The organism is Streptomyces sp. NPDC008092, from assembly GCF_042957285.1.
Classification (GTDB): domain Bacteria; phylum Actinomycetota; class Actinomycetes; order Streptomycetales; family Streptomycetaceae; genus Streptomyces.
The window spans coordinates 100854-120797 of the sequence record NZ_JBIBHY010000012.1 but is presented as its reverse complement, the minus strand read 5'-3'; the positions used below and the strand labels follow the sequence as shown (position 1 = coordinate 120797).

The window sequence follows — 19944 nt, the reverse complement described above, 5'->3', positions numbered from 1 at the left end:
GTGCCGGGTCAGACCAGGTGGGCGAAGACCACCAGGTTCTCCGTGTAGTCCCTGACGTCGTGGTCGTAGTCGCCGGCGCAGGTGATCAGGCGCACCTCGGGGCGGCGGGTGTCCGCGTAGACGCGGTCGCTGGGGAAGTCGTCCTTGGCGAAGGTCTCGGCGTCGTCGACCACGAATTCCGCTTCCGTGCCGTCGGCCCGGTCCACCGTGAAGCGGTCGCCGCGCTCCAGTTCGTCCAGCCTGGCGAAGACGGCCGCCGAGGTCACGGTGTCGACGTGGCCCGCGATGATCGAGGTGCCCGCCTCGCCGGGTGCCGCGCCCCTGGAGTACCAGCCGACGAGGTTGGTGTTGGCGGCCGGCGGGGGCTGGAGCTGGCCCGTGGCACCGATGGTGAGGGCGGTGAAGGGGGCGTCGACGGCGATCTTCGGGATCAGCAGGCGGGTCGGCGTGGACCGGGGCAGCGCCTGGCCGGTCCGGCCCGGATCGGCCGAGGGGACGGCGTCCGCGCTCCCGGCCCGGCTGGTGCCGGTGGCGCCGGAACCGCCGGTGTGTCCGCCGATCAGTGTCAGGGCGGCGAGCAGGACGGCGATGCACCACACGGGCAGATGTCCGCCGGACGGGGCGCCGCCGGAGCCGTCCCGGTCGTCGGGAGCGCCGGGGTCGGCGGGGGCTTCGGGGGTCTGGGTGGCGGGGCCAGCTGCCATCGGGGGTCACCTTTCTGGGGCACGGCAGCGGGAGGGCGGGACACCGGGGACGCGGTGCCGTCGGAGTGTGGAGCGCCGACGGCGCCGCGGCCCCGTGTGCGTGGGCCCATCAGGACGCGGACCCGGGGGCTCTCCTGCGCCGCAGCGCGTAGGCACCGGTGGCCGCTACACCGAGCACGGCCATCCCGCCCGCGGTGACACCGGGCGAGGCGAGGGCGCCGCCGCCGGTGTGCATGCCGCCGTGCGGCCGGTCGCTCTCCTCGTCGTCGCCCCACGACGAGCCGCCCTGGTCCTTCCCCTTGCCGCCCTGGTCCTGCTTGCCCCCCTGGTCCTGCTTGCCTCCCTGGTCCCCCTTCTCCTCGTCGTCCTGGCCCTTGTAGCTGTCGGGGTCGAACCTGCTGTCGTTGCTGCTGTAGGAAGAGTCGTCGCGGCCTCCGTCGTCCTGGTCCCCCGAGCCCGCGGCATGGGCCGCCGGGGCGGAGAACGCGAGGGCCGCGGTGGCGGCCGTAGTCGCGAGGATCATGCGGGCAGAACGCATCTTGATGTCCTTCCGCCGCGGCCGGGCGCCGATACTCCATCAGCTGTAACGACCCGGCCCCGACATGAACCACCGTCAGCCAGCCCCGCGACGCGCACCATCCAGGCCGCCCATCCGTGGTCACGACACGCCCAACACCGCCCGGCTGGGTCAATCCCCCGCCCGGGCGCACCGCCATTCGGGCGGTCGTGGGCCCGCCGTCGGCGTGTCGCCGCGCGACGGGCCCGCCGGGGGGTCAGTAGCCGACGTAGAAGGTGGCGTCGGCCTGGTCCGTGCTCGTGGAGATCGGGTCGATGCGCAGCACGTAGTCGGAATGGCGGATGTAGCGCGTCGGGTAGTTGTACGAGCGGAACGAGGACCAGGAGGAGTCGGCGAGGCCCGCCGTCCGGTAGAACGTGGCGTCCTGGGCGAACGCCGTGGTGCTGTCGTTCTCGTCGAGCTGCAGCTGGTAGTCGTAGTGGCGCAGGTAGCGGGTCGGGTAGTTCACCGACCGGAAGGAGACGCCGCTGCTGTCGGCGAGGCCGGGGACCAGGGTCCACATGCCGTCGGTGTACGGGTCGAAGGCGTACACGTCGATCCGGCCGACGAAGTTGCTGTGCCGGACGTATCTGGCCGGGTAGTTGTAGGACTTCAGCCGGTTCCAGGCGGGGGTGCCCCACTTCGCGACGAGGTTGTCGTACTCGGTCGTGGTGATGGGCTGGATGCCGCAGTGCTTGGAGTTGAGCGGCTGGGTGTAGGTCTTCTGGTCGAGGGCGGTCCAGGTGCCGGCGGACAGGGCGCTGGTCTGCCAGGCGTAGAAGACGCCGTTCGGGTCCCAGGTGTCTCCCCAGAGGTACCAGGTCGAGCTGGACGTAAGGGACTTGACCAGGGTGGGGGCCTCGGTGCCGTTGTGGGAGACGGCCGTGGAGAACTCGGTGAAGCTGCCGGGGTCCAGTGAGGTGGAGCGGGCGCCGACGAGCGTCGAGTTCTTCTTGAAGTACAGGTAGTTGACGCCGCCCACGCCGACCGCGAGGTCGCCGTCGATAACGTCGTAGCCGGGGTCGAAGAAGACCTGGGGGTCGCCGGCGGTGACGAAGTCGGCGGTGTAGTTGATCATGATGACGTTGTGGCCGCTGCTGTTGACCGCGGAGTAGATGACGCCGTACGTGCCGCGCCCCGCGTCCCAGAAGGCCTCCGGGGCCCAGGCGTGGGTGTCCATGTCGTGCAGCTTCATCCGCCGGTATCCGGTGAAGGTGCGCAGGTCGGTGGAGTCCCAGACGTGGATGTACTGGCTGACGTAGGTCCAGTCGGTGCCGTAGAGGTCGGTGGCGAGGACCACGAAGGTGCCGTCCTGCTTGCGCAGGATGAACGGGTCGCGCAGGCCGAGGGAGCCCGCGGTGGGGGTGGCGACGGGGGCGTTCTGGTTGAGCGGGGTCCACTGGAGGCCGTCGGTGCTGACGGCGAGGTGCAGGCCGTAGTTGGCGGCCAGCATGTCCGGGGACTCGGTGAAGTAGCACATCACATAGGCCGAGTCGGTCGCGGCCCGGGCGGCTCCGGCGCCGAGGGCGAGGGCGCCGGTGGCGGCGAGGGGGACGGTCGCGGCCGCTCCGAGGAAGTGGCGGCGCGACAGGGGGGTGCCGTTCATGTGCGCTCCAGACGAGGGGGGATGTCCGGGATTTCGGACGCAGTTCGGGAAACCGATCAGAAACTAGAGGGGGGCGTGGGGCACGTCAATGCTTGCGTAACAAGGGAGTTACTGGGAATTCGCTGTGTGCGGCGGTGCCGCGGGGGTGACGATCGCGTGTCCCTGGTTGCGGGAGGCGCGGAGGCCCGCGCCCCTGCCGTACAGCAACTCCGCCATGGGCAGCCGCTGGTGGTAGCAGACGAGGGAGGACGGGACCCGGAGGATGGCGGGGGTGTCGAGGAAGAGCGGGAGTTCCGCGCACACGTACTCCAGGCACACCGCGCGCTGCCGCGCACCGGCCGCCTCCCCGCGCGCGGCGAGGAAGCGGCCGACCAGGTCGTCGCAGACGGCGCGGAGCTCGTCGTCCTCGCCCAGCTGCCGCCACAGCCGGCGGTGGATCTCCTGGTACGCGGCGCCGGCGCGGAGGCGGGACATCGGCTGCCAGCGCAGCCGGGTGCCGTCCGGATCGGCCTCCGCGGCGGCTTTGCGGACCTTGGCGCGCACCCCGCGCACGCTCTTCACCGCCTTGCGGCGGGCCTCTCCGGGGGGATACCCGAAGGCCTCGTACATCTCGGCCACGTACAGGTCGGTGTAGACGAAGTCGACTCTGTCGAAGTTCTCCAGCCCCCACCGGGCGAGGTCGTGCAGGCGCCGGGCGGAGAAGTAGCCGTTGCCCACCGACACGCCGATCACCGCGTGCGCGGCCTCGTCGCGTATGACGCGGCAGTGGGGGGTGTAGGGCTGGATCTCGAAGGCGTCGGCCATCAGCACGGATGCCGTGGTCAAGGGGGGTACCCTCCGCCGCGCGCGCGTCCCGACCGGGCCTTGTGCCCAGGTTGTGGCGATGCGGCGAGGCTCAAGCTAGCCCGCGCCGGGGCGACGGAGGTAGTGGCTGCCGGATGTTGGCCGGAACCCGTCGCGGCACGGGTGGAGCCCCCTCGAAATTCGCCTGCTTCCGGGTGAGGAGGATGGGATTCTTCTCCATGGTCCGACGAGTACCGCAGGGGGAGGTATCACCGCAGTGAACCGTATACACGTCTCCTTCCGGACCCTGGCCGCGGCCGGCGTCCTCACCGCCGCCCGACTCGCGCTCGGCACCGGCGCGTCGGCACCGCCACGGCCGGGGGAGGCAAGGTCAGCCACAGGACGTCGAAGACCCTGTCGGCATACACGACGGGGCTGGAGAAGAACGGCGCTCTCGGGGTGGAACCGCGCCGTCGGCCAGGGCGCCCGGGGCTCGTGATCACGGTCGGCCCGTACCCTGGTGGCCGTGGTCGACGGCGGCGAGGGTCCGGGCGCGGTGGCCGCCCGGCTCACCGGGCGGCCGGTGTCGGGTGAGCGGGCCGGGCCGGGTGGGACGGCGGAGGTGACGCTCGCGGGCGGTTCCGTGGTCGTGGTCAAGCGCGGTGACGGTCCCGGGGCGGTGCGGGCCGAGGTGGCCGGGCTGCGCTGGCTGGCCGACGCCCGGGCGGTGCCGGTACCCGAGGCGCTCGGGCACGACGAGCGGTGGCTGGTGACCGAACTGATCCGCACCGGGCGTCCGGACGCCGGGGCGGCGACCCGCTTCGGCCAGGCGCTGGCCGCCCTGCACGCGGCGGGCGCTCCGGCCTTCGGGGCGGCTCCGCCGGGCGGTCCGCGCGACGCCTGGATCGGCCTCGCCCCGATGCGCGACGAGCCCGGCACCGACTGGCCGCACTGGTACGCCGAGCACCGGGTGCTGCCGTACCTGCGCGCGGCCGTCGACCGGGGGACCCTGCGGCCGGGCGAGGCCGGCGTGATCGAGCGGGTCTGCGAGCGGCTGCCGGAGCTCGCGGGGCCGCCCGAGCCGCCGGCCCGGCTGCACGGCGACCTGTGGAGCGGCAACGTCCTGTGGGGCGCCGACGGCAGGGTCCGGCTGATCGACCCGGCCGCGCACGGCGGGCACCGCGAGACCGACCTCGCGATGCTCCGCCTCTTCGGCTGCCCGTATCTGGACCGGATCCTGGCGGGTTATCAGGAGGCGGCACCGCTGGCCGACGGCTGGACCGGGCGGATCGGCCTGCACCAGCTGTTCCCGCTGCTGGTGCACGCGGTGCTCTTCGGACGGAGCTACGCCGAACAGGCTTTGGCGACATCACGGAATTTCATGGACATGTGACGCAGTCATGTGCCGGACGGGAATGTGAAATCGGCCACGTGCAGGAGCGATTCGCCGCTTCTCCCTTAACAAGCTCTTAATTCGGGCTGAGATTACGCAGAGTAAGGAAACCAACCACGCGTTCGAATCGTATAAGTGCATGGAAGAACGAAACAGGGAGAGACCATGCAACCGTTCGCGCTCAACTACGCACGCCCCGCAGTGCAGTTGGACGTCACCACTCCGTACGCGTATGACTCCGGACTGCAGTTGAACGTTCTCCACGATGGCCGGATCGCAGCCACCGATCACGCAACGCTCAGAGCCCTGGGGACCACGACCTCCACCGCGGGCTCCAAGACGCACTTCGACGACTGATCGCGGACCCACACGATGACCGTGCTCATCCTGACCAGTGACGAGGACGTGACGGCGGACATGGTGGTCCTCCGGCTGCACGAGGCCGGAGTGCCCGTCGTCCGTCTCGATCCTGCCGATCTGACCAGCGGTGTGGCCCTGTCGGGCGAGTATGTGCAGGGCGTCAGCCGCGGGCATCTGTCCGTGAACGGGCGCCTGGTGAGCATGAACGGCCTGCGCTCCATCTGGGTGCGCAGGCCGGGGACGGCGGCCGCCCGGGCGGCACAGCCGTCGGACTGGCTGACCGAGGAGTCCGCGCAGGCGCTGTACGGCATGCTGCGCGGGACGGAGGCGCGCTGGATGAACCATCCGGACGCGGCCCGCCGGGCCCGCCACAAGCCGTGGCAGCTGCGGCTGGCGCAGCAGAGCGGGCTCGCCGTGCCCGCGACGCTGATCACCACGTTTCCGCAGGCGGCCCGGGAGTTCGCGGAGCGGTTCCCGGACCTCGTGGTGAAACCGGTGTCGGGCGCGCATCCGCAGGAGCCGCCGCGGGCCGTGCCGACCAGCCGGGTGGCACCGGACGCCGACTTCGCGGCGGTGGCGTTCGGGCCGACGCTGTTGCAGCGGCGGGTCGCCAAGCGGGCCGACATCCGGCTGACGGTGGTCGGCGAGCGGCTGCTGGCCGCCCGCAAGCCGGTGAGTCCGGACGCCCACCCCGACGACGTGGACGTCCGGTTCGCGCCGTCCGGCTCTCCCTGGCGGGAGGCGGAGGTGCCGCCGCGAGTCGCCGAGGCCGTCCGCACGTATATGAAGGACGCCGAGCTGGCCTACGGTGCCTTCGACTTCGCGGAGGACGCCGACGGCATCTGGTGGTTCCTGGAGTGCAACCAGTCGGGTCAGTTCGGGTTCGTCGAGATGGACACGGGTCAGCCGATCGCCGAGACGATCGCCGGGTGGCTGGCGCACGGCACCGACCGGTGCCGGTCGTACGCCGACCGGGGGCGGAGCACGACGCCTTGACCGGCTGGGCGACGATGTGGGGCCGGGTACGGAGAAAGGAACACGAGATGCGCATCGGACTGCTGGGCACCGGGCCCTGGGCGCGGGCGGCGTACGCCCCCGCGCTGGCGGAGCACGGTTCGCTGGACTTCACCGGGGTGTGGGGCCGCCGCCCCGAGGCAGCCGTGGAGCTGGCCGAGGAGCACGGCGTCCGGGCGTACGACGACGTGGACGCGCTGATCGCCGACGTGGACGCGGTGGCCGTGGCGCTGCCGCCGCTCGTCCAGGCGGAGCTGGCGGTGCGGGCCGCGACGGCCGGCCGGCATCTGCTGCTGGACAAGCCGCTCGCGCTCGGCGTCGCGGAGGGGCGGGCGGTGGTGGAGGCGGCCGAGCGGGCCCGGGTCGCCTCCGTGGTGTTCTTCACCACCCGGTTCCAGCAGGAGCCGGAGGCATGGATCGGCGAACAGGCCGCCGCGGCGGGGTGGTTCACGGCCCGGGCGCACTGGCTGGGGTCGCTGTTCGCCGGTGAGAACCCGTTCGCCGACTCGCCGTGGCGGCGGGAGAAGGGCGCGCTGTGGGACGTGGGTCCGCACGCCCTGTCCGTGCTGCTGCCGGTCCTCGGCGACGTCCAGCGGGTGGCGGCCGCCGTGCACGGCCCCGAGGACACCGTTCATCTCGTCCTCGAACACGCGGGCGGGGCGTCGAGCACGGTGACGCTGAGCCTCACCGCGCCGCCGGCGGCGGCCGGGGCCGATGTGGAGCTGCGGGGCGAGGCGGGGGTCACGCTCCTTCCGAGGAGTGCGGAAGGAGCGGTTCCCGCGCTGAGCCGGGCCGCCGACGCCCTGGTCACGGCCGCGCGCACGGGACGGGCGCACCCGTGCGACGCGGCCTTCGGACTGCGGGTCACCGAGATCCTCGCGGAGGCGGAGACCGTGCTGGGCAAGGACGTCGGCTAGGCGCTCCGCTGGAATGGCCGCGATGCGCCGTCGTCCGTCCGCGGCGCCGTCGTGGCTGGTCGCGCAGTTCCTCCCCCAGCGGGCGGCTGTTCGGCTACTTCTCGTCGAACGGCTCGTCGCTCCATCTGAACCAGGCCCGGTCCCCCTCGATGTGCAGCAGGAACTCGGGGACCGGGCCGTCCGGCGAGACCAGGGAGACCTGGCGGCGGATCTCGTCCTGGACCTCCTCCCAGGCCTCCCAGTCCTCCTCCTCGGCCAGCACCAGCTCCCGGGCGAACAGGTCCCGGACGGCGGCGAAGGCGGGACCTGGGGTGAAGGTGCCGTGCAGCCACGGGAAGTCGGCCTCGTCGATACCGATCTCGCCGACCGGCTCCCGCCCGCCCCGCACCTGCCAGACCTCGCCCTCGAACCCCACGCCGGCTCCTCCCGTCAGCTGTCGGTCACCCTGCCGTCAGCATGTCACCCGGCACTGACAGCGGCAGGCGCCCAGAAGTTCACCCGCTCCCGGACGACGGGGTACCCGGCCCGGGCGAAGTGCGCGGCCATCGGGGTGTTGCCCTGGTCGGTCGCGGCGGCGATGAAATCGGCGCCGTGGCCGGCGAGGAAGTGCGTGCACTCCACGAGCAGGTCGTAGGCATAGCCGTGGCCGCGCTGCTCGGGCAGGACTCCGATGAACCCGATGCAGGGCCCTGCCGGGTTGTGCCCGGGGATGTGGATGCCGACCGGTTCGCCGTCGGGGGTGCGGGCGATCTGCCACCACTCGCGGGGCGAGGGCATCCAGTGGAAGAAGTCCATCTCCTCCTGGGCCGCCTGGTCCACCCCGCCCTGCGCGACGGCGCGGCGGGCGTGGGCGTCCAGGGTGACGGAGTGGATGCGGCGCAGGGCGTCGAAGAACACCCGGTCGTCGGGTTCGGCGGTGAAGGCGAGCCGTCCGGGCCGTTCGGGCAGGCCGCACTCGGGCGTCCAGCGGTAGTTGTAGCGCTCCACCAGGAGTTGGAAGCCCGCCTTGCGGGCGGCGGTGAAGCTGGTCTCGGCGGCGGTGCGCTGGGCGGCGACGTCGCGCCAGCCCGTGGGCAGGTCGAGCTCCAGTTCCGCGACCTGCCAGGGCGCGCTCCGCAGCAGTTCGGCGCCGGCCTCCTCCTCACCTTCGGCCACGTCGAACCAGTTGATCAGGATCGGCTCGGTGGCCCCGGGTGCGGCCCACCAGGCGGCCCGGGCGACCACGCGCCCGTCGCGCAGGGCGACGCGCTTCCAGCCGGGGCGGAACCCCGGCGTCTGGTGCCTCTCCCGCATGCGCAGCGGGTCGGGCAGGGTGTCGAAGACATGGCCGGTGCTGTCGTCGAGCGTACGGATGACCGGATCGGTCACGGATTCCTCCGGGATGCGTGCTACGGGGAGCGCTCCCGGGTCAGCTCTGACCTGTCACGCCCGGGAAACGGGGAGGGAGCGCGGGATGGGTGTGATGTACATCGCACTCGCCTCCTTCCGTCCGGTCTCGGGCGTGCGCTCAAACGCTAGGGCCCCGGCCCGGACACGTCCACGGGTTTTCCCCGCGCGGTCTCCCCGCACGGGTGCTCCGCGCGGCTTTTCAAGATCGAGACGGGTGCGGTGCCCGGGCACGGGCGTAGCTTAGGGATGTGACTTCGGTGCGCGGCTGGTCGTCGCGTGGCTACCGGGACGGTCGTGGCTGGTTGCAGGGTGCGCCGCCGCCACGCTGGGTCCGGGTGCTGCCCGTCGTCCTGCTCGGGGTCGTGACGGTGGCGACGCTGATCAGCCCCGACGGACACGACTTCGGCTTCCTCCTCGGCGCCATCCCGCCCCTGGCCGTCCTCTCCTACGGACCGCTGGCGACCGCCGTCCTCAGCTGCCTGGTGGTGCTCCTGCTCAACGTGCCCGCCACCCATCTGAACCATCCCGGCGACACCGACCTCCTCACGGTCACCTTCGTCGCGCTACTGAGCGTGTTCGTCTCCTACGTGCGCAGTCACCGGGACGCCCAGCTGCTCACCGAACGGGCGGTGGGCGAGGCGGTGCAGCGGGCCGTGCTGCCCCCGCTGCCGGAGCGGGTCGGCGCGGTGGGGTGCGTGGGGCTGTACCGGGCCGCGCAGCACGGCACGCTGGTCGGCGGGGACTTCTTCGACGTGCGCGACGGCCCGTACGGGGTCCGGGCGGTGATGGGGGACGTACGGGGGCACGGGCTGGCCGCCGTCGCCACGGTGGTGTCGCTGCTCGGCGCGTTCCGGGAGGCGGTGCTCGACCTGCCGGACCTGGAGTCGGTGGCGACGCGGATGGACCGCAGACTGACGGTGGACTCGGCCGACGTCCCGCACACGGAGCTGTTCGCCACCGCCCTGCTGCTGGAGTTCTCCGCCGATCTGCGGTCGGTGCGGATCGTGGCCTGCGGTCATCCGGCTCCCGTACTGCTGCGGGACGGGCAGGCCCAGGAAGTGGCCGTCGTACCCGGGGCCCCGCTGGGGCTGGGGCTGGTGGGAGTGGACCCGGCGAAGGAGGTCACGGTGGAGCTGGGGCCCTGCGACCGGCTGTTCCTCGCCTCGGACGGCGTCTGGGAGGCCCGTGACGGGACCGGTGGCTTCTATCCGCTCCCGGAGCGGCTCGCCGGGTTCGCGGGCGTGGACGCGGGCGCACTCACCGATCTGGTGTGGGCGGACCTCGCCGGCCGTTACGAGGTGCGGGACGACGCCACCATGCTGGTCCTGACCCCGGCCATCGGCTGAGCCGGGGGCGGCGCCGGCCGGGCGGTCAGCCCACCTCCCACAGGAACCGGTGGGTGTGGATGCCGAAGTACGGGAAGGGCCGGACCTCGCGTACGCCCTCGATCGGCCGGACCACGTCGTTGACGAAGTCGAGCAGGTCCCCGGGTCCGGGCGTGACCACCTCGGCGAACAGGTCGAAGCCGCCCGAGGTGAAGACGGAGTACACCACCTCCGGGTGCCCGGCGAGCGCGTCGGCCACGGTACGGGGGTCGCCGTCCACGCCGATGCCGAGCAGGGCCATCGCCTGGCCGCCCATGGCCATCGGGTCGGTGACGCCGACGACCTGCACGGCCCGCGAGTCCAGCAGGCGCTGCAGCCGCTGCCGGGCCGCGGAGGCGGAGAGGCCGACCTTCGGGCCCAGGTCGGCGTAGGCGATACGGCCGTCGGCCTGGAGCTCGCGCAGGATCGCCCGGTCGATGTCGTCCATGTGCGCCATGTCCCCTGCCCTCCCCTTTGTCGTCTCAGCCGGCCAGTTCGAGCAGGGCGGCGCCGAACACCGCGGTGTGGGTGTCGACGTCCTGTTCGGTGGTGTCGGGGCACATCAGGGCCATGTTGTGGAACGGGGTGAGGAGGATGCCCCGGTTGGCGAGGTAGAGGTGCAGGAAGTCCTCGAGGTCCGGGTCGGCGGCGGCCTCGGAGGCGGTGCCGGTGCGCGGGGCCGGGGTGGCGAAGCGGTACTCGGTGCGGGCGCCGAGGCGGCTGACCGACCAGGGCAGTCCGTGCGCCTCGACGGCGGACCGCACGCCGGTCTCGAAGCGTGCGGAGAGCCGGTCCATGTGGTCGAACGCCTCGTCGGTGAGCACGTGCTCCAGGGTGGCCCGGGTCGCCGCCACCGAGAGCGCGTTGCCGGCGAGGGTGCCGCCGACGCCGCCCATGTCCACCAGGTCCAGGTCGGCTCGGGCGAGGAGCCGCTCGGCGAGGTCGGCGGAGAGGCCGTAGGCGCCGGCCGGGATGCCGCCGCCGATGGCCTTGCCGATGGTCAGCAGGTCGGGTTCCAGGTTCCAGGCGGCGGTGCAGCCGCCGGGCCCGGCGGAGAAGGTGTGCGTCTCGTCGTTGACGAGCAGCGTGCCGTACTGCCGGGTGAGGGCCCGCACGCCGTCCAGGTAGCCGGGTTCGGGCAGCACGATGCCGATGTTGGTGAGGGCGGGTTCCATGAGGACGGCGGCCACGTCGCCGTGGGCGAGCTCGCGCTCCAGCTGGTCCAGGTCGTTGAACTCGGCGACCCGGCTGGTCAGGGTGACGTCGCAGGGTGCGCCGACGTTCCCGGGGCGAGGCGCGCCCTTGCCGTCGGGGCCGACGACGATGAGGGACTCGTCGACGCTGCCGTGGTAGCTGTAGCTGTTCACCAGGATCTTCGGGCGCCCGGTGACGGCGCGGGCGAGCCGGATCGCCCACCGGTTGGCGTCCGTCGCGGTGAGCGAGAAGCTCCAGCGGGCCAGCCCGAAGCGGCGGGTCAGTTCGGCGCCGACCCACTCCGCGTCCTCCGTCGGCAGCATCGCGGTGGCCCCGCCCAGCTCGGCGAACCGGCGGTGCACCGCCTCGGTCACGGCGGCCGGCGAGTGGCCGGCCATCGCGCCGGTGTCGCCGAGGCAGAAGTCGATGTACGTGTGCCCGTCGACGTCGGTGACCCGGGCCCCGCGGGCGGTCGCCAGGTACCGGGGGAAAGCGCCGGCGGTCTTGTTCATCCACGTCATCGGAACCCGGCCGAAGAGATGGCCGGCGTCGGCATATGCCGCTCGGGAGCGGGGGTTTCGCCGCTCGGCCTCGGCGCTCTCGCGGGCCAAGAGGGCGTGCAGTCGGGTGCGGTCCATGGAGTACCCCTGGTCGAGCGGAGGCGACGGAATGACGGGAGCGTACGACCGAAATCACCTTCACATCAAGATGCCACGATCGAATCGTTCGTCATGACGACGGATTCGATCGCCCACACCTTCCGGCGAAAATGCGGCTTTTTGAACAACACTCGTACCACTGCGCAGTGTTCGAACATTCGCCCTCAAACGCCATGGTTCGCCACCCCTTCCGCCAGTTAGAAATATCTACCAGCATGCATATGCCGGGTTGGCGTGCGGACGCGCCGAGTGCCCGGTGTCGGTCGTTCCCCTGCGCACGGAACAGGTGAGCGAGATATCCCGGAGCGGTGCATGACGAACAGGATGTGGATGCAGGGTGTGGAATGGCTCGCGGCGGCGTCGGCGGATCCCCGGGCGTGCAAGTGGGAGTGGGACCACGGCGAGGGCGTCTCACTGCTGGAGGCGGGCCGCTTCTGGGATGTGCTGACCGTGCCGGACCGGCTCGGCCTGCTCACACTGGACCTGCTGTGGCGGCCGTCCCTGCCGGTCCCCGGACCGACGCTGGTGGACACCGCGTCGCGCCGGGTCGGGTTCTTCCTGCCGCCCGACCCGTCCGGCGGCTGGATCGGGGCCGGGCTGCGGTACGCGGGCAAGGGGGCGTGGGTCGCCGTGCCGCCGCCGTACCGGCCCACCCGGTTCCTGGAGTGGCTGGTGCCGCCGGACGGCAGTGGCTCGTTGCACAGGCCGGCCACCCTGGAGTCGGCGCTGCAGGAGGCGAACGGCACGCTCGCGGTGCTGCGGCCGGTGTGCGACGAGCAGTGAGGTCAGCGGCGGGGCAGCAGGATGAGGACGGCGGCCCAGCGGCTCCCCGGCTCGGCCGGCACCGTACGGTCCTGCTCCCGCCACTCCCGGACGAGCTGGGCGTAGATCGGCTCACGGGAGACGAGGGCGCGCGGCTCCTGGACCGTGCGCCAGGGAGTGCGAGAGGTTCCGTCCATGCCGGGGCAACGCCCGGGACGCGCCGGTGGTACGCACCGTCCGACGCGCTCACCGGGGCGGGTGAGCGCACCCCCCGATCGGGCCCGCCCGCCCGTCCTACAAGCATTCCGGCGGACCGCGGCCGGCGGGCGGCGTCGCGGTCGCGCCCGTATCCTGTGAAGTCAGGGTTCCGACGTCCGACCCCACCGCACGTTCCCTCTCACGTGCTTGGAGTCAGCCCATGCCGTACACGTCCGCCGTGCTGCGCCGAGGGGCCGCGGTCGCCGTCCTGCTGGGGACGCTCACCGTGCCGCAGGTCGTCGCGGCGCCCGCCCCCGCATCGGCCGTGTCCGCGGCGCCGTCGCCCGTCCCCTCGCCGCCCGGCAGCCCGGACGTCCGTGCGCTGACCCCGGCGGTCGCCCGCCAGCTCGACGCGGTCGTGCAGCACGTCATGCGCGAGGCGGACGTGCCCGGCGTGACCGTCGGCATCTGGACGCCCGGGCAGAGCGACTACGTTCGCTCCTTCGGGGTCGCGAACAAGGCGACCGGGCGGAAGATGTCTCCCGACCTGTACATGCGGATCGGCAGCGAGACCAAGACGTTCACCGTGACCGCGGTGCTGCAACTCGCCGACCAGGGCAGGGTCGGCCTGGACGATCCGATCGGCAGGTACGTCGACGGCGTGCCGGGCGGCGACCGGATCACCCTGCGGGACCTGGCCGGGATGCGCAGCGGCCTGTTCAACTACTCGCAGGACGCGGGCTTCTTCAAGGCACTGACCTCGGACCCGCAGCGCTCCTTCACCCCGCGGCAGCTGCTCGCGTACGCCTTCGGGCACCCGGCGGTGTTCCGGCCCGGAGCGAAGTTCTCGTATTCCAACACCAACCTCGTCCTGCTCGGCCTGCTCGTCGAGAAGGTGAGCGGGCAGCGGCTCGGCGACTACCTCGAACAGCACGTCCTGGGACCCGCGGGCATGCGCCACACCCTCTTCCCGACCGGGAACGAGTTCCCCACCCCGCACGCGCAGGGGTACACCGACCAGACGGCGACCGGGAAGGTCGAGGAGACGGCCGGCTGGAACCCGTCCTGGGGCTGGGCCGCCGGCGCGATGATCTCGAACCTGGACGACCTGCACACCTGGGCGCGCACCGTGGCCACCGGCGTCTTCCCCGACGGCAGGGCCATGGTCGGCCCTGCCCTCCAGAAGCAGCGGCTCACCACCCCTGCGACCGGCATCCGGGGCGCCGGGTACGGCCTCGGCATCTTCGACGTCCAGGGGTGGATCGGGCACAACGGCTCGCTGCCGGGCTACGAGTCCCTGACCGTCTATCTGCCGTCGACGCGGACGACCGTGGTCGTGCTCCTCAACACCGACATCGGCTACCACGGCGACATCGAGCCCAGCACCCTGTTCGGCGAGGCGGTCACCCGGATCATCTCCCCGGCCCACGTCTTCGACCTCCCGGCGCCGGCCTCCGCCACGCGCTGAGGGCACGCGCGGGCAGCGCCCGGTCGCGGGGCCTCAACTCACCCAGCCTGTACGGCATTTCCGACACTTGACACAGAAGCGAACAGTCATCGAACGGATTCGCAGTGATGTAACGATTCACCGTGCGGGGCCGGTCAATGACGGTGTGTACTGTGCAGCGAGCGCCACATGGGAGGGCCCCGGGCTCCCCCCTGCCCACTGCTGCCCTACTCCCCTGGAAACCGATTCCATGATCGAATTACCGGAACTGGTGGCCGGTGGTCTCGCCGCCGGCACGCTCTCCGCGCTCGCCCTCGGCGGCAGCCTGCTCAGGTCCCGGCGCCAGAAGGCCGTGCTGCGGGCCGAGTTGACGGAGTTGCGCGCCCGGCTGGAGGGCACCGAGGGCACGTTCATCACCGAGGTCGAGCATCTCGCCGCCCGCCGGATGCCCGCGGCCGCGGCCCAGCTCGCCCACCCGCACCTGAGGGTGCCGGGACCGGCCGGGCAGCACATACCCGGGACCCCCACGGGGATCGCGCTGGAGTACGTGCTCACCGCGCTGCGCGAGGAACTGAGCGCACAGCGCACCCGGATCGACGCGGCCGCGCAGGCCGGACTGCGCGGCGCCACCCGGGAGATCCAGGCCGCCCTGTACCGCCTGCAGGACGCCCTGCGCGGGCTCCAGCAGCGCTACGACGATCCGGAGCTGACGCAGACGCTGTTCGCGCTGGACCACGAGAACGAGCAGTCGCTGCGGCGGGCGCAGGTCGCGGCGGTGGTGTGCGGGGCCTGGGTGGGGCTGGCCCGCGAGGAGTCCCATGTGGTGGACGCCGTCACCGGCGGCCAGGCCCGGCTCTCCGGCTACCACCGGGTCCTGGTCAACAACCACCTGGAGCCGGGCACCGCCCTGGTGTCGCACGCGGTCGAGCCGGTCGCCATCATCGTCGCCGAACTCCTGGACAACGCGCTGCGCCACTCGGCGCCGGACACCGACGTCGTGGTCAATCTGGAGCACGTCCACCACGGGGTGTGCGTGACCGTCGACGACGCCGGCCTCGGCATGACCCAGGACGAACGGGCCCGCGCCCAGCGGCTGGTGGCAGGCAGCGACCCGATCCTGCTGACCGACCTCGGCGACCCGCCGCGCATGGGACTGGCCGCGATCGGCCAGCTCACCCGCCAGTTCGACCTGAACGTGGACGTCTCCTCGCCCTCGCCGTACGGCGGGGTGCGCGCGGTGCTGCGGGTGGACAGCCATCTGCTCGGCCGGATCGACCCGGACGAACGGCCCCCCTCGGCCAGCGCCCCACGGTCCACCCGGGAGCGCCCGGCGCGCAGGGAACCGGTGCGGGCGACGGCGGCGCACGAGACGTCCGCACCCGAGGCGGTCGAAGCCACGACACCCGCACCCGGGACACCGGTGCCCGGAATCGTGTCGGCGGAGCCTCCGGCGCCCGCCGGGCCGGGGACCGAACACGAACGTGCCCCCGCCCCCGGCGACGGGGAGCCGGGTGACCTGGGCGGTCTGCCGAAGCGGCGCCGCCGTACCCCGGCCGCCGCCCCCGGCGTGCCGCAGCCGCAGCCGGCCGCGCGCCGGCCCGAGGAGGCGGCGGCCGCGCTCGCGGCCCTGCAGTACGGCACCGCGGCGGCGCGGGCCCCCAAGCGGGCGAGCGCGCCCGAACCCCAGCGGACCGACGACGAAGGAGGAGCGGCCGGATGATCAGCCGCGATGCGGGCGAGACGGCATGGGTGCTGGACCCCGTCCTGCAGGTGCCGCATGTACTGGCCGCCGTCCTGCTCACCCGGGACGGCCTCGCGACCGGCTACACCGACGGCCTGTCCCGGGCCAGTGCCGAGCGGGTCGCCGCGATCACCAGTACCGTGCAGGGCGCCTGCCGGGCCGCGGCGGCCGCGTTCGCGGACCGGGACCGGGCCGACGTACGGCAGGTGGTCATCGAGTCCGACCACGGCTACGTGCTCATCGTGCCGACCGACCACGGCACGTGTGTCGCCGCCTACGGCGACCCGGAGGTGCGGCTGGATCTGCTGGCGCACCGGGTGCACTCGCAGGTGGCCCGGCTGGGCGAGAAGACGATGGCGGCGGCGCCCAGAGGCTCCGACGGCGGCGCGCCGGCATGACCGGCCGCCGTGGCGGCCGTCCCCTCGTCCCCGCGTACCTGTCGACCGGCGGGGTGGCCCGGCCCAGCCGTCCGCACCTGGAACGGCTGACGGTGCTCACCCGGGACGGGGCTCCCCTGCCCGCCGGCCTCCCGGCGGCCGAACTGGCCCTGCTTGAGCTGCTGTCCGGCGGCGCGCTGACGGTGGTGGAGGCGGCGGCGCTGCTGCGGCTGCCGTTCTCCGCCGTGCGGGTGCTGGCCGCCGACCTCGTCGACCTGGGCCTGGTCCGGGCCCGCGAGCCCATCCCGCCCGCCGAACGGTTCGACCCCGACCTGCTGAAGAGAGTGGCCGATGGCCTCCGCGCCCTCAAGCACCAGTGAGCTGCCCCGCGCGGGCGGCACCCATCTCCCCGACGGCGCCCGCGACCTGGTGAAGATCCTGGTCACCGGGCCGTTCGGGGTGGGCAAGACGACCCTGATCGACTCGGTGTCGGAGATCCGCCCGCTGCACACGGAGGAGCACCTCACCGAGGCCTCCGTCCACGTCGACGACCTCGACGGGGTGCGGGAGAAGGAGACCACCACCGTCGCCATCGACTTCGGGCGGATCAGCCTGTCCGGCGGGATCGTGCTGTACCTGTTCGGGACACCGGGCCAGGACCGGTTCCGGACGCTGTGGGAGGACATCTCCTACGGGGCGCTGGGCGCGCTGGTCCTGGTCGACAGCCGCCGCATCGACGCCTCCTTCGACGTGCTCGGCCTGGTGGAGGAGGCGGGGCTGCCGTACGCGGTCGCCTTCAACGCGTTTCCGGACGCGCCGAGCCACTACACGGGCGACCAGCTGCGCGCCGCGCTGGACCTGGCGCCGGGCACCCCGATGGTGACCTGTGACGCCCGGGACGCGCACTCCTCGGTCGACGCGCTGCTCGCCCTCGTCCAGCATCTGATCGACGACCGGCCGGCGGAGGCCCGATGACCGCGCAGCAGTCCTTCACCGTCTCGGGTCCGGTACGGCTGTGGGAGGACGGGTTCGCCCGCAACCCGCACGGCTACTACGCGGCCCTGCGCGCCCAGGGCCCGGTCGGCTGGGCCGAACTCGCGCCGGGCACCCCGGCGTACGTGGTCACCGAGCGGCGGGCCGCGCTCGACGTGCTGCGGGACGTCGAGACCTTCTCGCACGACCCGCGGGACTGGGAGGCGACCGTCCCCGAGGACTCCCCGCTGCTCGGCATGATGCGCTGGCGGCCCAACGCCCTGTTCTCCGACGCCGACGCGCACATCCGCTACCGCACCACCCTCATCGACGTGTTCGACCTGATCGAGCCGCACGACCTGCGCCAGCTGGTGCACCGGGCGGTACGGCTGCTGGTCGACCGGTTCGGGCCCAGGGGCGAGGCCGACCTCGTCACCGACTTCACCCGGCCGCTGATGGCCCTGGTGTTCAACAACCTGTTCGGGCTGCCGGACAGCCAGGGCGACCGGCTCAACGAGGGCCTGCTGAAGATGATGGAGGGCGGCGCGCAGGCGGCCGCGGGCGAGGCGGACTTCGTCGAGTACGTGCTGCGGCTGATCGCCGCCAAGGTCGAGGAGCGCGGCGAGGACCTGCCGAGCATGCTCCTGGACCATCCCGCCCGGCTGACGCCGGAGGAGGTCACCTGGCAGGTGTTCCTCACCCTGGGGGCCGGCTACGAGCCGAGCACGAACCTCGTCTCCAACGCGCTCTCCCGCATCCTCGGCAACCCGCTGTACTACTCCACGCTGACCAGCGGCGCCCGCCCGGTCATGGACGCGGTGATCGAGGTGCTGCACCACGAGACCCCGCTGGCCAACTACGGCATCTACTACGCCCGTCGGCCGGTCTCCTTCCACGGGGCGTGGGTCAGGCCGGCGATCCCGGTGGTGGTCTCCTTCGGTGCCGTGGGGCTGTTCGCGGAGCGGGAGGTCACCGGCGGCCGGCACGCGGCGGACGCCTCGCACCTGTCCTGGGGTGCCGGCCCGCACGCCTGTCCGGTCCGGCACCACGCGCTGCTCATCGCGACCGAGGCGATCGAACGGCTCACCCTGTGGCTGCCCGACCTCGACCCGGTCCTGCCCCGCGAGAAGCTCAGCTGGCGGCCCGGCCCGTTCCACCGCTCGCTGACCTCGCTGCCCGTCCGGTTCAGCCCCCGCTCCCCCGACCAGCCTGGAGAGTCGCCGTGACCGTCACCGACCGTATCGCTCTCGACCCGTTCGGCTCCGACATCCCGGCGGAGAGCGCACGGTTACGCGCCCTCGGCCCCGTCGTGCCCGTCGAACTGCCCGGCGGCATACCCGCCTGGGCACCCACCGGCTACGACGTCCTCAAGGAACTGATCCTCGATCCCCAGGTCAGCAAGGACCCGCGCAAGCACTGGCGGCTCTGGCCGGAGATCGGCGAACACCCCTCCTGGGGCTGGGTCCTGGGCTGGATCGGCGTGGTGAACATGCTCTCCGCGTACGGCCCCGACCACACCCGGCTGCGCAAGCTGGTGGCGCCGAGCTTCACGCATCGCCGTACCGAGGCGATGCGGCCGCGGGTCGCGGCGATCGCCGCGGAGCTGCTGGACGGCGTGGCGGCCGCCGGTGCCGACGGCTCGGTGGTGGACCTGCGGGCCGGGCTGGCACAGCCGCTGCCCATGCGGATGATCTGCGAACTGTTCGGGGTGCCCGACGGGATGCGGGACGACACCGGCGCGCTGATCGCGGCCATCATGGACACCTCCGACCCGACACCCGAGCACGCCGCGTTCGTGCAGGAGCGGATCGGCACGGTCCTCGGCGGGCTGATCGCGTACAAGGTGGAGCATCCGGGCGACGACATGACCACGGAGCTGATCCGGGTCCGCGACGAGGACGGCGACCGGCTCAGCGACGAGGAGCTGCTGTACACGCTGCTGCTGGTGATCGGCGCCGGGTTCGAGACCACGGTCAACCTGATCGGCAACGCGGTCGTGGCGCTGCTGACGGATCCGGTGCAGCTGGCGGCGGTGCGCGCGGGGGCGGTCGGCTGGGACGCGGTGATCGACGAGACGCTTCGGGCGCATCCGTCGATCGCCTCGCTGCCGCTGCGGTTCGCGGTGAGCGACCTGAAGGTCGGGGACGTCACCGTTCCGGCCGGCGACGCGATCATCACGACGTTCGCGGCGGCCGGCCTCGACCCGGCGCACTACGGGCCGGACGCGGCCGCGTTCGACGCGGCCCGGGGTGGCGACGACCACCTGGCGTTCGGGATCGGGGTGCACCGCTGCATCGGCGCGCCGCTGGCCCGGGCGGAGGCGCTGGCCGCGCTGCCCGCGCTGTTCGAGCGGTTCCCGGGGCTGCGGCTCGCGGTCGGGGCGGACGAGCTGCGGCAGGTGCCGTCGTTCATCGCGTTCGGCTGGCAGGAGATCCCGGTACGCCTGGAGGCGTGAAGAGGAGGTCGCGGGGGCCCCGACCGGTCCCCCGTTCCGGTCGTGCCCCCGCG

Annotated in this window: 22 protein-coding genes; 13 read left to right on the top strand and 9 right to left on the bottom strand. The window is 72.7% G+C overall.

Annotated elements, in window-relative coordinates; translation table 11 throughout:
• Nucleotides 1–8: 8 nt before the first annotated feature.
• The 4 genes from ACFZB3_RS34340 to ACFZB3_RS34325 all read right to left on the bottom strand — a co-directional run bounded on the left by ACFZB3_RS34340 (nt 9) and on the right by ACFZB3_RS34325 (nt 3691).
• Nucleotides 9–704 (bottom strand): class F sortase, encoded by a 696-nt coding sequence (locus tag ACFZB3_RS34340; protein ID WP_391382435.1) that lies wholly within the window; start codon nt 702–704, stop codon nt 9–11.
• Between the two features lie 109 nt (nt 705–813).
• Complete coding sequence (locus ACFZB3_RS34335; RefSeq protein ID WP_391382433.1) at nt 814–1242, bottom strand: hypothetical protein; 429 nt, start codon at nt 1240–1242, stop codon at nt 814–816.
• 235 nt (nt 1243–1477) lie between these two features.
• A complete protein-coding gene (locus ACFZB3_RS34330; RefSeq protein WP_391382431.1) occupies nt 1478–2866 on the bottom strand; it encodes an AbfB domain-containing protein in 1389 nt (462 codons plus the stop codon).
• A 108-nt stretch (nt 2867–2974) separates the two neighbouring features.
• Entirely contained in the window at nt 2975–3691 is a 717-nt protein-coding gene (locus tag ACFZB3_RS34325; protein ID WP_391382429.1) for a tRNA-dependent cyclodipeptide synthase, read from the bottom strand.
• A gap of 484 nt (nt 3692–4175) precedes the next feature.
• Between ACFZB3_RS34325 and ACFZB3_RS34320 the strand changes: the two genes are divergently transcribed.
• From ACFZB3_RS34320 to ACFZB3_RS34305, 4 genes are all read left to right on the top strand, one after another.
• A complete protein-coding gene (locus ACFZB3_RS34320) occupies nt 4176–5042 on the top strand; it encodes a fructosamine kinase family protein (RefSeq protein WP_391382427.1) in 867 nt (288 codons plus the stop codon).
• Nucleotides 5043–5207: 165 nt separating this feature from the next.
• Complete coding sequence (gene tgmA, locus ACFZB3_RS34315; protein WP_089102565.1) at nt 5208–5399, top strand: putative ATP-grasp-modified RiPP; 192 nt, start codon at nt 5208–5210, stop codon at nt 5397–5399.
• Between the two features lie 15 nt (nt 5400–5414).
• Nucleotides 5415–6398, top strand: coding sequence for an ATP-grasp ribosomal peptide maturase (gene tgmB / locus ACFZB3_RS34310; protein WP_391382424.1), 984 nt, complete (start codon nt 5415–5417; stop codon nt 6396–6398).
• A gap of 47 nt (nt 6399–6445) precedes the next feature.
• Nucleotides 6446–7333, top strand: coding sequence for a Gfo/Idh/MocA family oxidoreductase (locus ACFZB3_RS34305; protein ID WP_391382422.1), 888 nt, complete (start codon nt 6446–6448; stop codon nt 7331–7333).
• A 94-nt stretch (nt 7334–7427) separates the two neighbouring features.
• Here the strand turns inward: ACFZB3_RS34305 and ACFZB3_RS34300 are convergent, their stop codons facing one another.
• A complete protein-coding gene (locus tag ACFZB3_RS34300) occupies nt 7428–7748 on the bottom strand; it encodes a hypothetical protein (RefSeq protein WP_391382420.1) in 321 nt (106 codons plus the stop codon).
• A 44-nt stretch (nt 7749–7792) separates the two neighbouring features.
• On the bottom strand, nt 7793–8701 hold the full coding sequence (locus ACFZB3_RS34295) for a GNAT family N-acetyltransferase (RefSeq protein WP_391382418.1): 909 nt from the start codon (nt 8699–8701) through the stop codon (nt 7793–7795).
• A gap of 269 nt (nt 8702–8970) precedes the next feature.
• Between ACFZB3_RS34295 and ACFZB3_RS34290 the strand changes: the two genes are divergently transcribed.
• Nucleotides 8971–10068 carry a SpoIIE family protein phosphatase gene (locus ACFZB3_RS34290; protein ID WP_391382417.1) on the top strand — a complete coding sequence of 366 codons (1098 nt, stop codon included), beginning with the start codon at nt 8971–8973 and terminating at the stop codon, nt 10066–10068.
• 25 nt (nt 10069–10093) lie between these two features.
• On the opposite strand, the gene ACFZB3_RS34285 is transcribed toward ACFZB3_RS34290, so the two are convergent.
• Both ACFZB3_RS34285 and ACFZB3_RS34280 read right to left on the bottom strand, forming a co-directional pair.
• Entirely contained in the window at nt 10094–10534 is a 441-nt protein-coding gene (locus tag ACFZB3_RS34285; RefSeq protein ID WP_391382890.1) for an AsnC family transcriptional regulator, read from the bottom strand.
• 34 nt (nt 10535–10568) lie between these two features.
• Entirely contained in the window at nt 10569–11918 is a 1350-nt protein-coding gene (locus ACFZB3_RS34280; RefSeq protein ID WP_391382415.1) for a transaminase, read from the bottom strand.
• A 333-nt stretch (nt 11919–12251) separates the two neighbouring features.
• Here ACFZB3_RS34280 and ACFZB3_RS34275 point away from each other — a divergent pair, with 333 nt between their 5' ends.
• Nucleotides 12252–12722, top strand: a complete 471-nt coding sequence (locus ACFZB3_RS34275) for a hypothetical protein (protein WP_391382413.1) — start codon at nt 12252–12254, stop codon at nt 12720–12722.
• A gap of 2 nt (nt 12723–12724) precedes the next feature.
• Here the strand turns inward: ACFZB3_RS34275 and ACFZB3_RS34270 are convergent, their stop codons facing one another.
• On the bottom strand, nt 12725–12898 hold the full coding sequence (locus ACFZB3_RS34270; protein ID WP_391382411.1) for a hypothetical protein: 174 nt from the start codon (nt 12896–12898) through the stop codon (nt 12725–12727).
• Nucleotides 12899–13119: 221 nt separating this feature from the next.
• Between ACFZB3_RS34270 and ACFZB3_RS34265 the strand changes: the two genes are divergently transcribed.
• The 7 genes from ACFZB3_RS34265 to ACFZB3_RS34235 all read left to right on the top strand — a co-directional run bounded on the left by ACFZB3_RS34265 (nt 13120) and on the right by ACFZB3_RS34235 (nt 19891).
• Nucleotides 13120–14367 (top strand): serine hydrolase, encoded by a 1248-nt coding sequence (locus tag ACFZB3_RS34265; RefSeq protein WP_391382409.1) that lies wholly within the window; start codon nt 13120–13122, stop codon nt 14365–14367.
• A gap of 229 nt (nt 14368–14596) precedes the next feature.
• Nucleotides 14597–16066, top strand: coding sequence for an ATP-binding protein (locus tag ACFZB3_RS34260; protein WP_391382407.1), 1470 nt, complete (start codon nt 14597–14599; stop codon nt 16064–16066).
• Nucleotides 16063–16485, top strand: a complete 423-nt coding sequence (locus ACFZB3_RS34255) for a roadblock/LC7 domain-containing protein (protein ID WP_391382405.1) — start codon at nt 16063–16065, stop codon at nt 16483–16485. The genes ACFZB3_RS34260 and ACFZB3_RS34255 overlap by 4 nt, the downstream gene beginning before the upstream one ends.
• Entirely contained in the window at nt 16482–16844 is a 363-nt protein-coding gene (locus ACFZB3_RS34250; RefSeq protein WP_391382403.1) for a DUF742 domain-containing protein, read from the top strand. The genes ACFZB3_RS34255 and ACFZB3_RS34250 overlap by 4 nt, the downstream gene beginning before the upstream one ends.
• On the top strand, nt 16816–17439 hold the full coding sequence (locus ACFZB3_RS34245) for an ATP/GTP-binding protein (protein ID WP_391382401.1): 624 nt from the start codon (nt 16816–16818) through the stop codon (nt 17437–17439). Before ACFZB3_RS34250 ends, ACFZB3_RS34245 begins: the two co-directional genes overlap by 29 nt.
• Entirely contained in the window at nt 17436–18662 is a 1227-nt protein-coding gene (locus tag ACFZB3_RS34240; RefSeq protein WP_391382399.1) for a cytochrome P450, read from the top strand. Before ACFZB3_RS34245 ends, ACFZB3_RS34240 begins: the two co-directional genes overlap by 4 nt.
• Complete coding sequence (locus tag ACFZB3_RS34235) at nt 18659–19891, top strand: cytochrome P450 (RefSeq protein ID WP_391382397.1); 1233 nt, start codon at nt 18659–18661, stop codon at nt 19889–19891. Before ACFZB3_RS34240 ends, ACFZB3_RS34235 begins: the two co-directional genes overlap by 4 nt.
• Nucleotides 19892–19944: the final 53 nt, after the last annotated feature.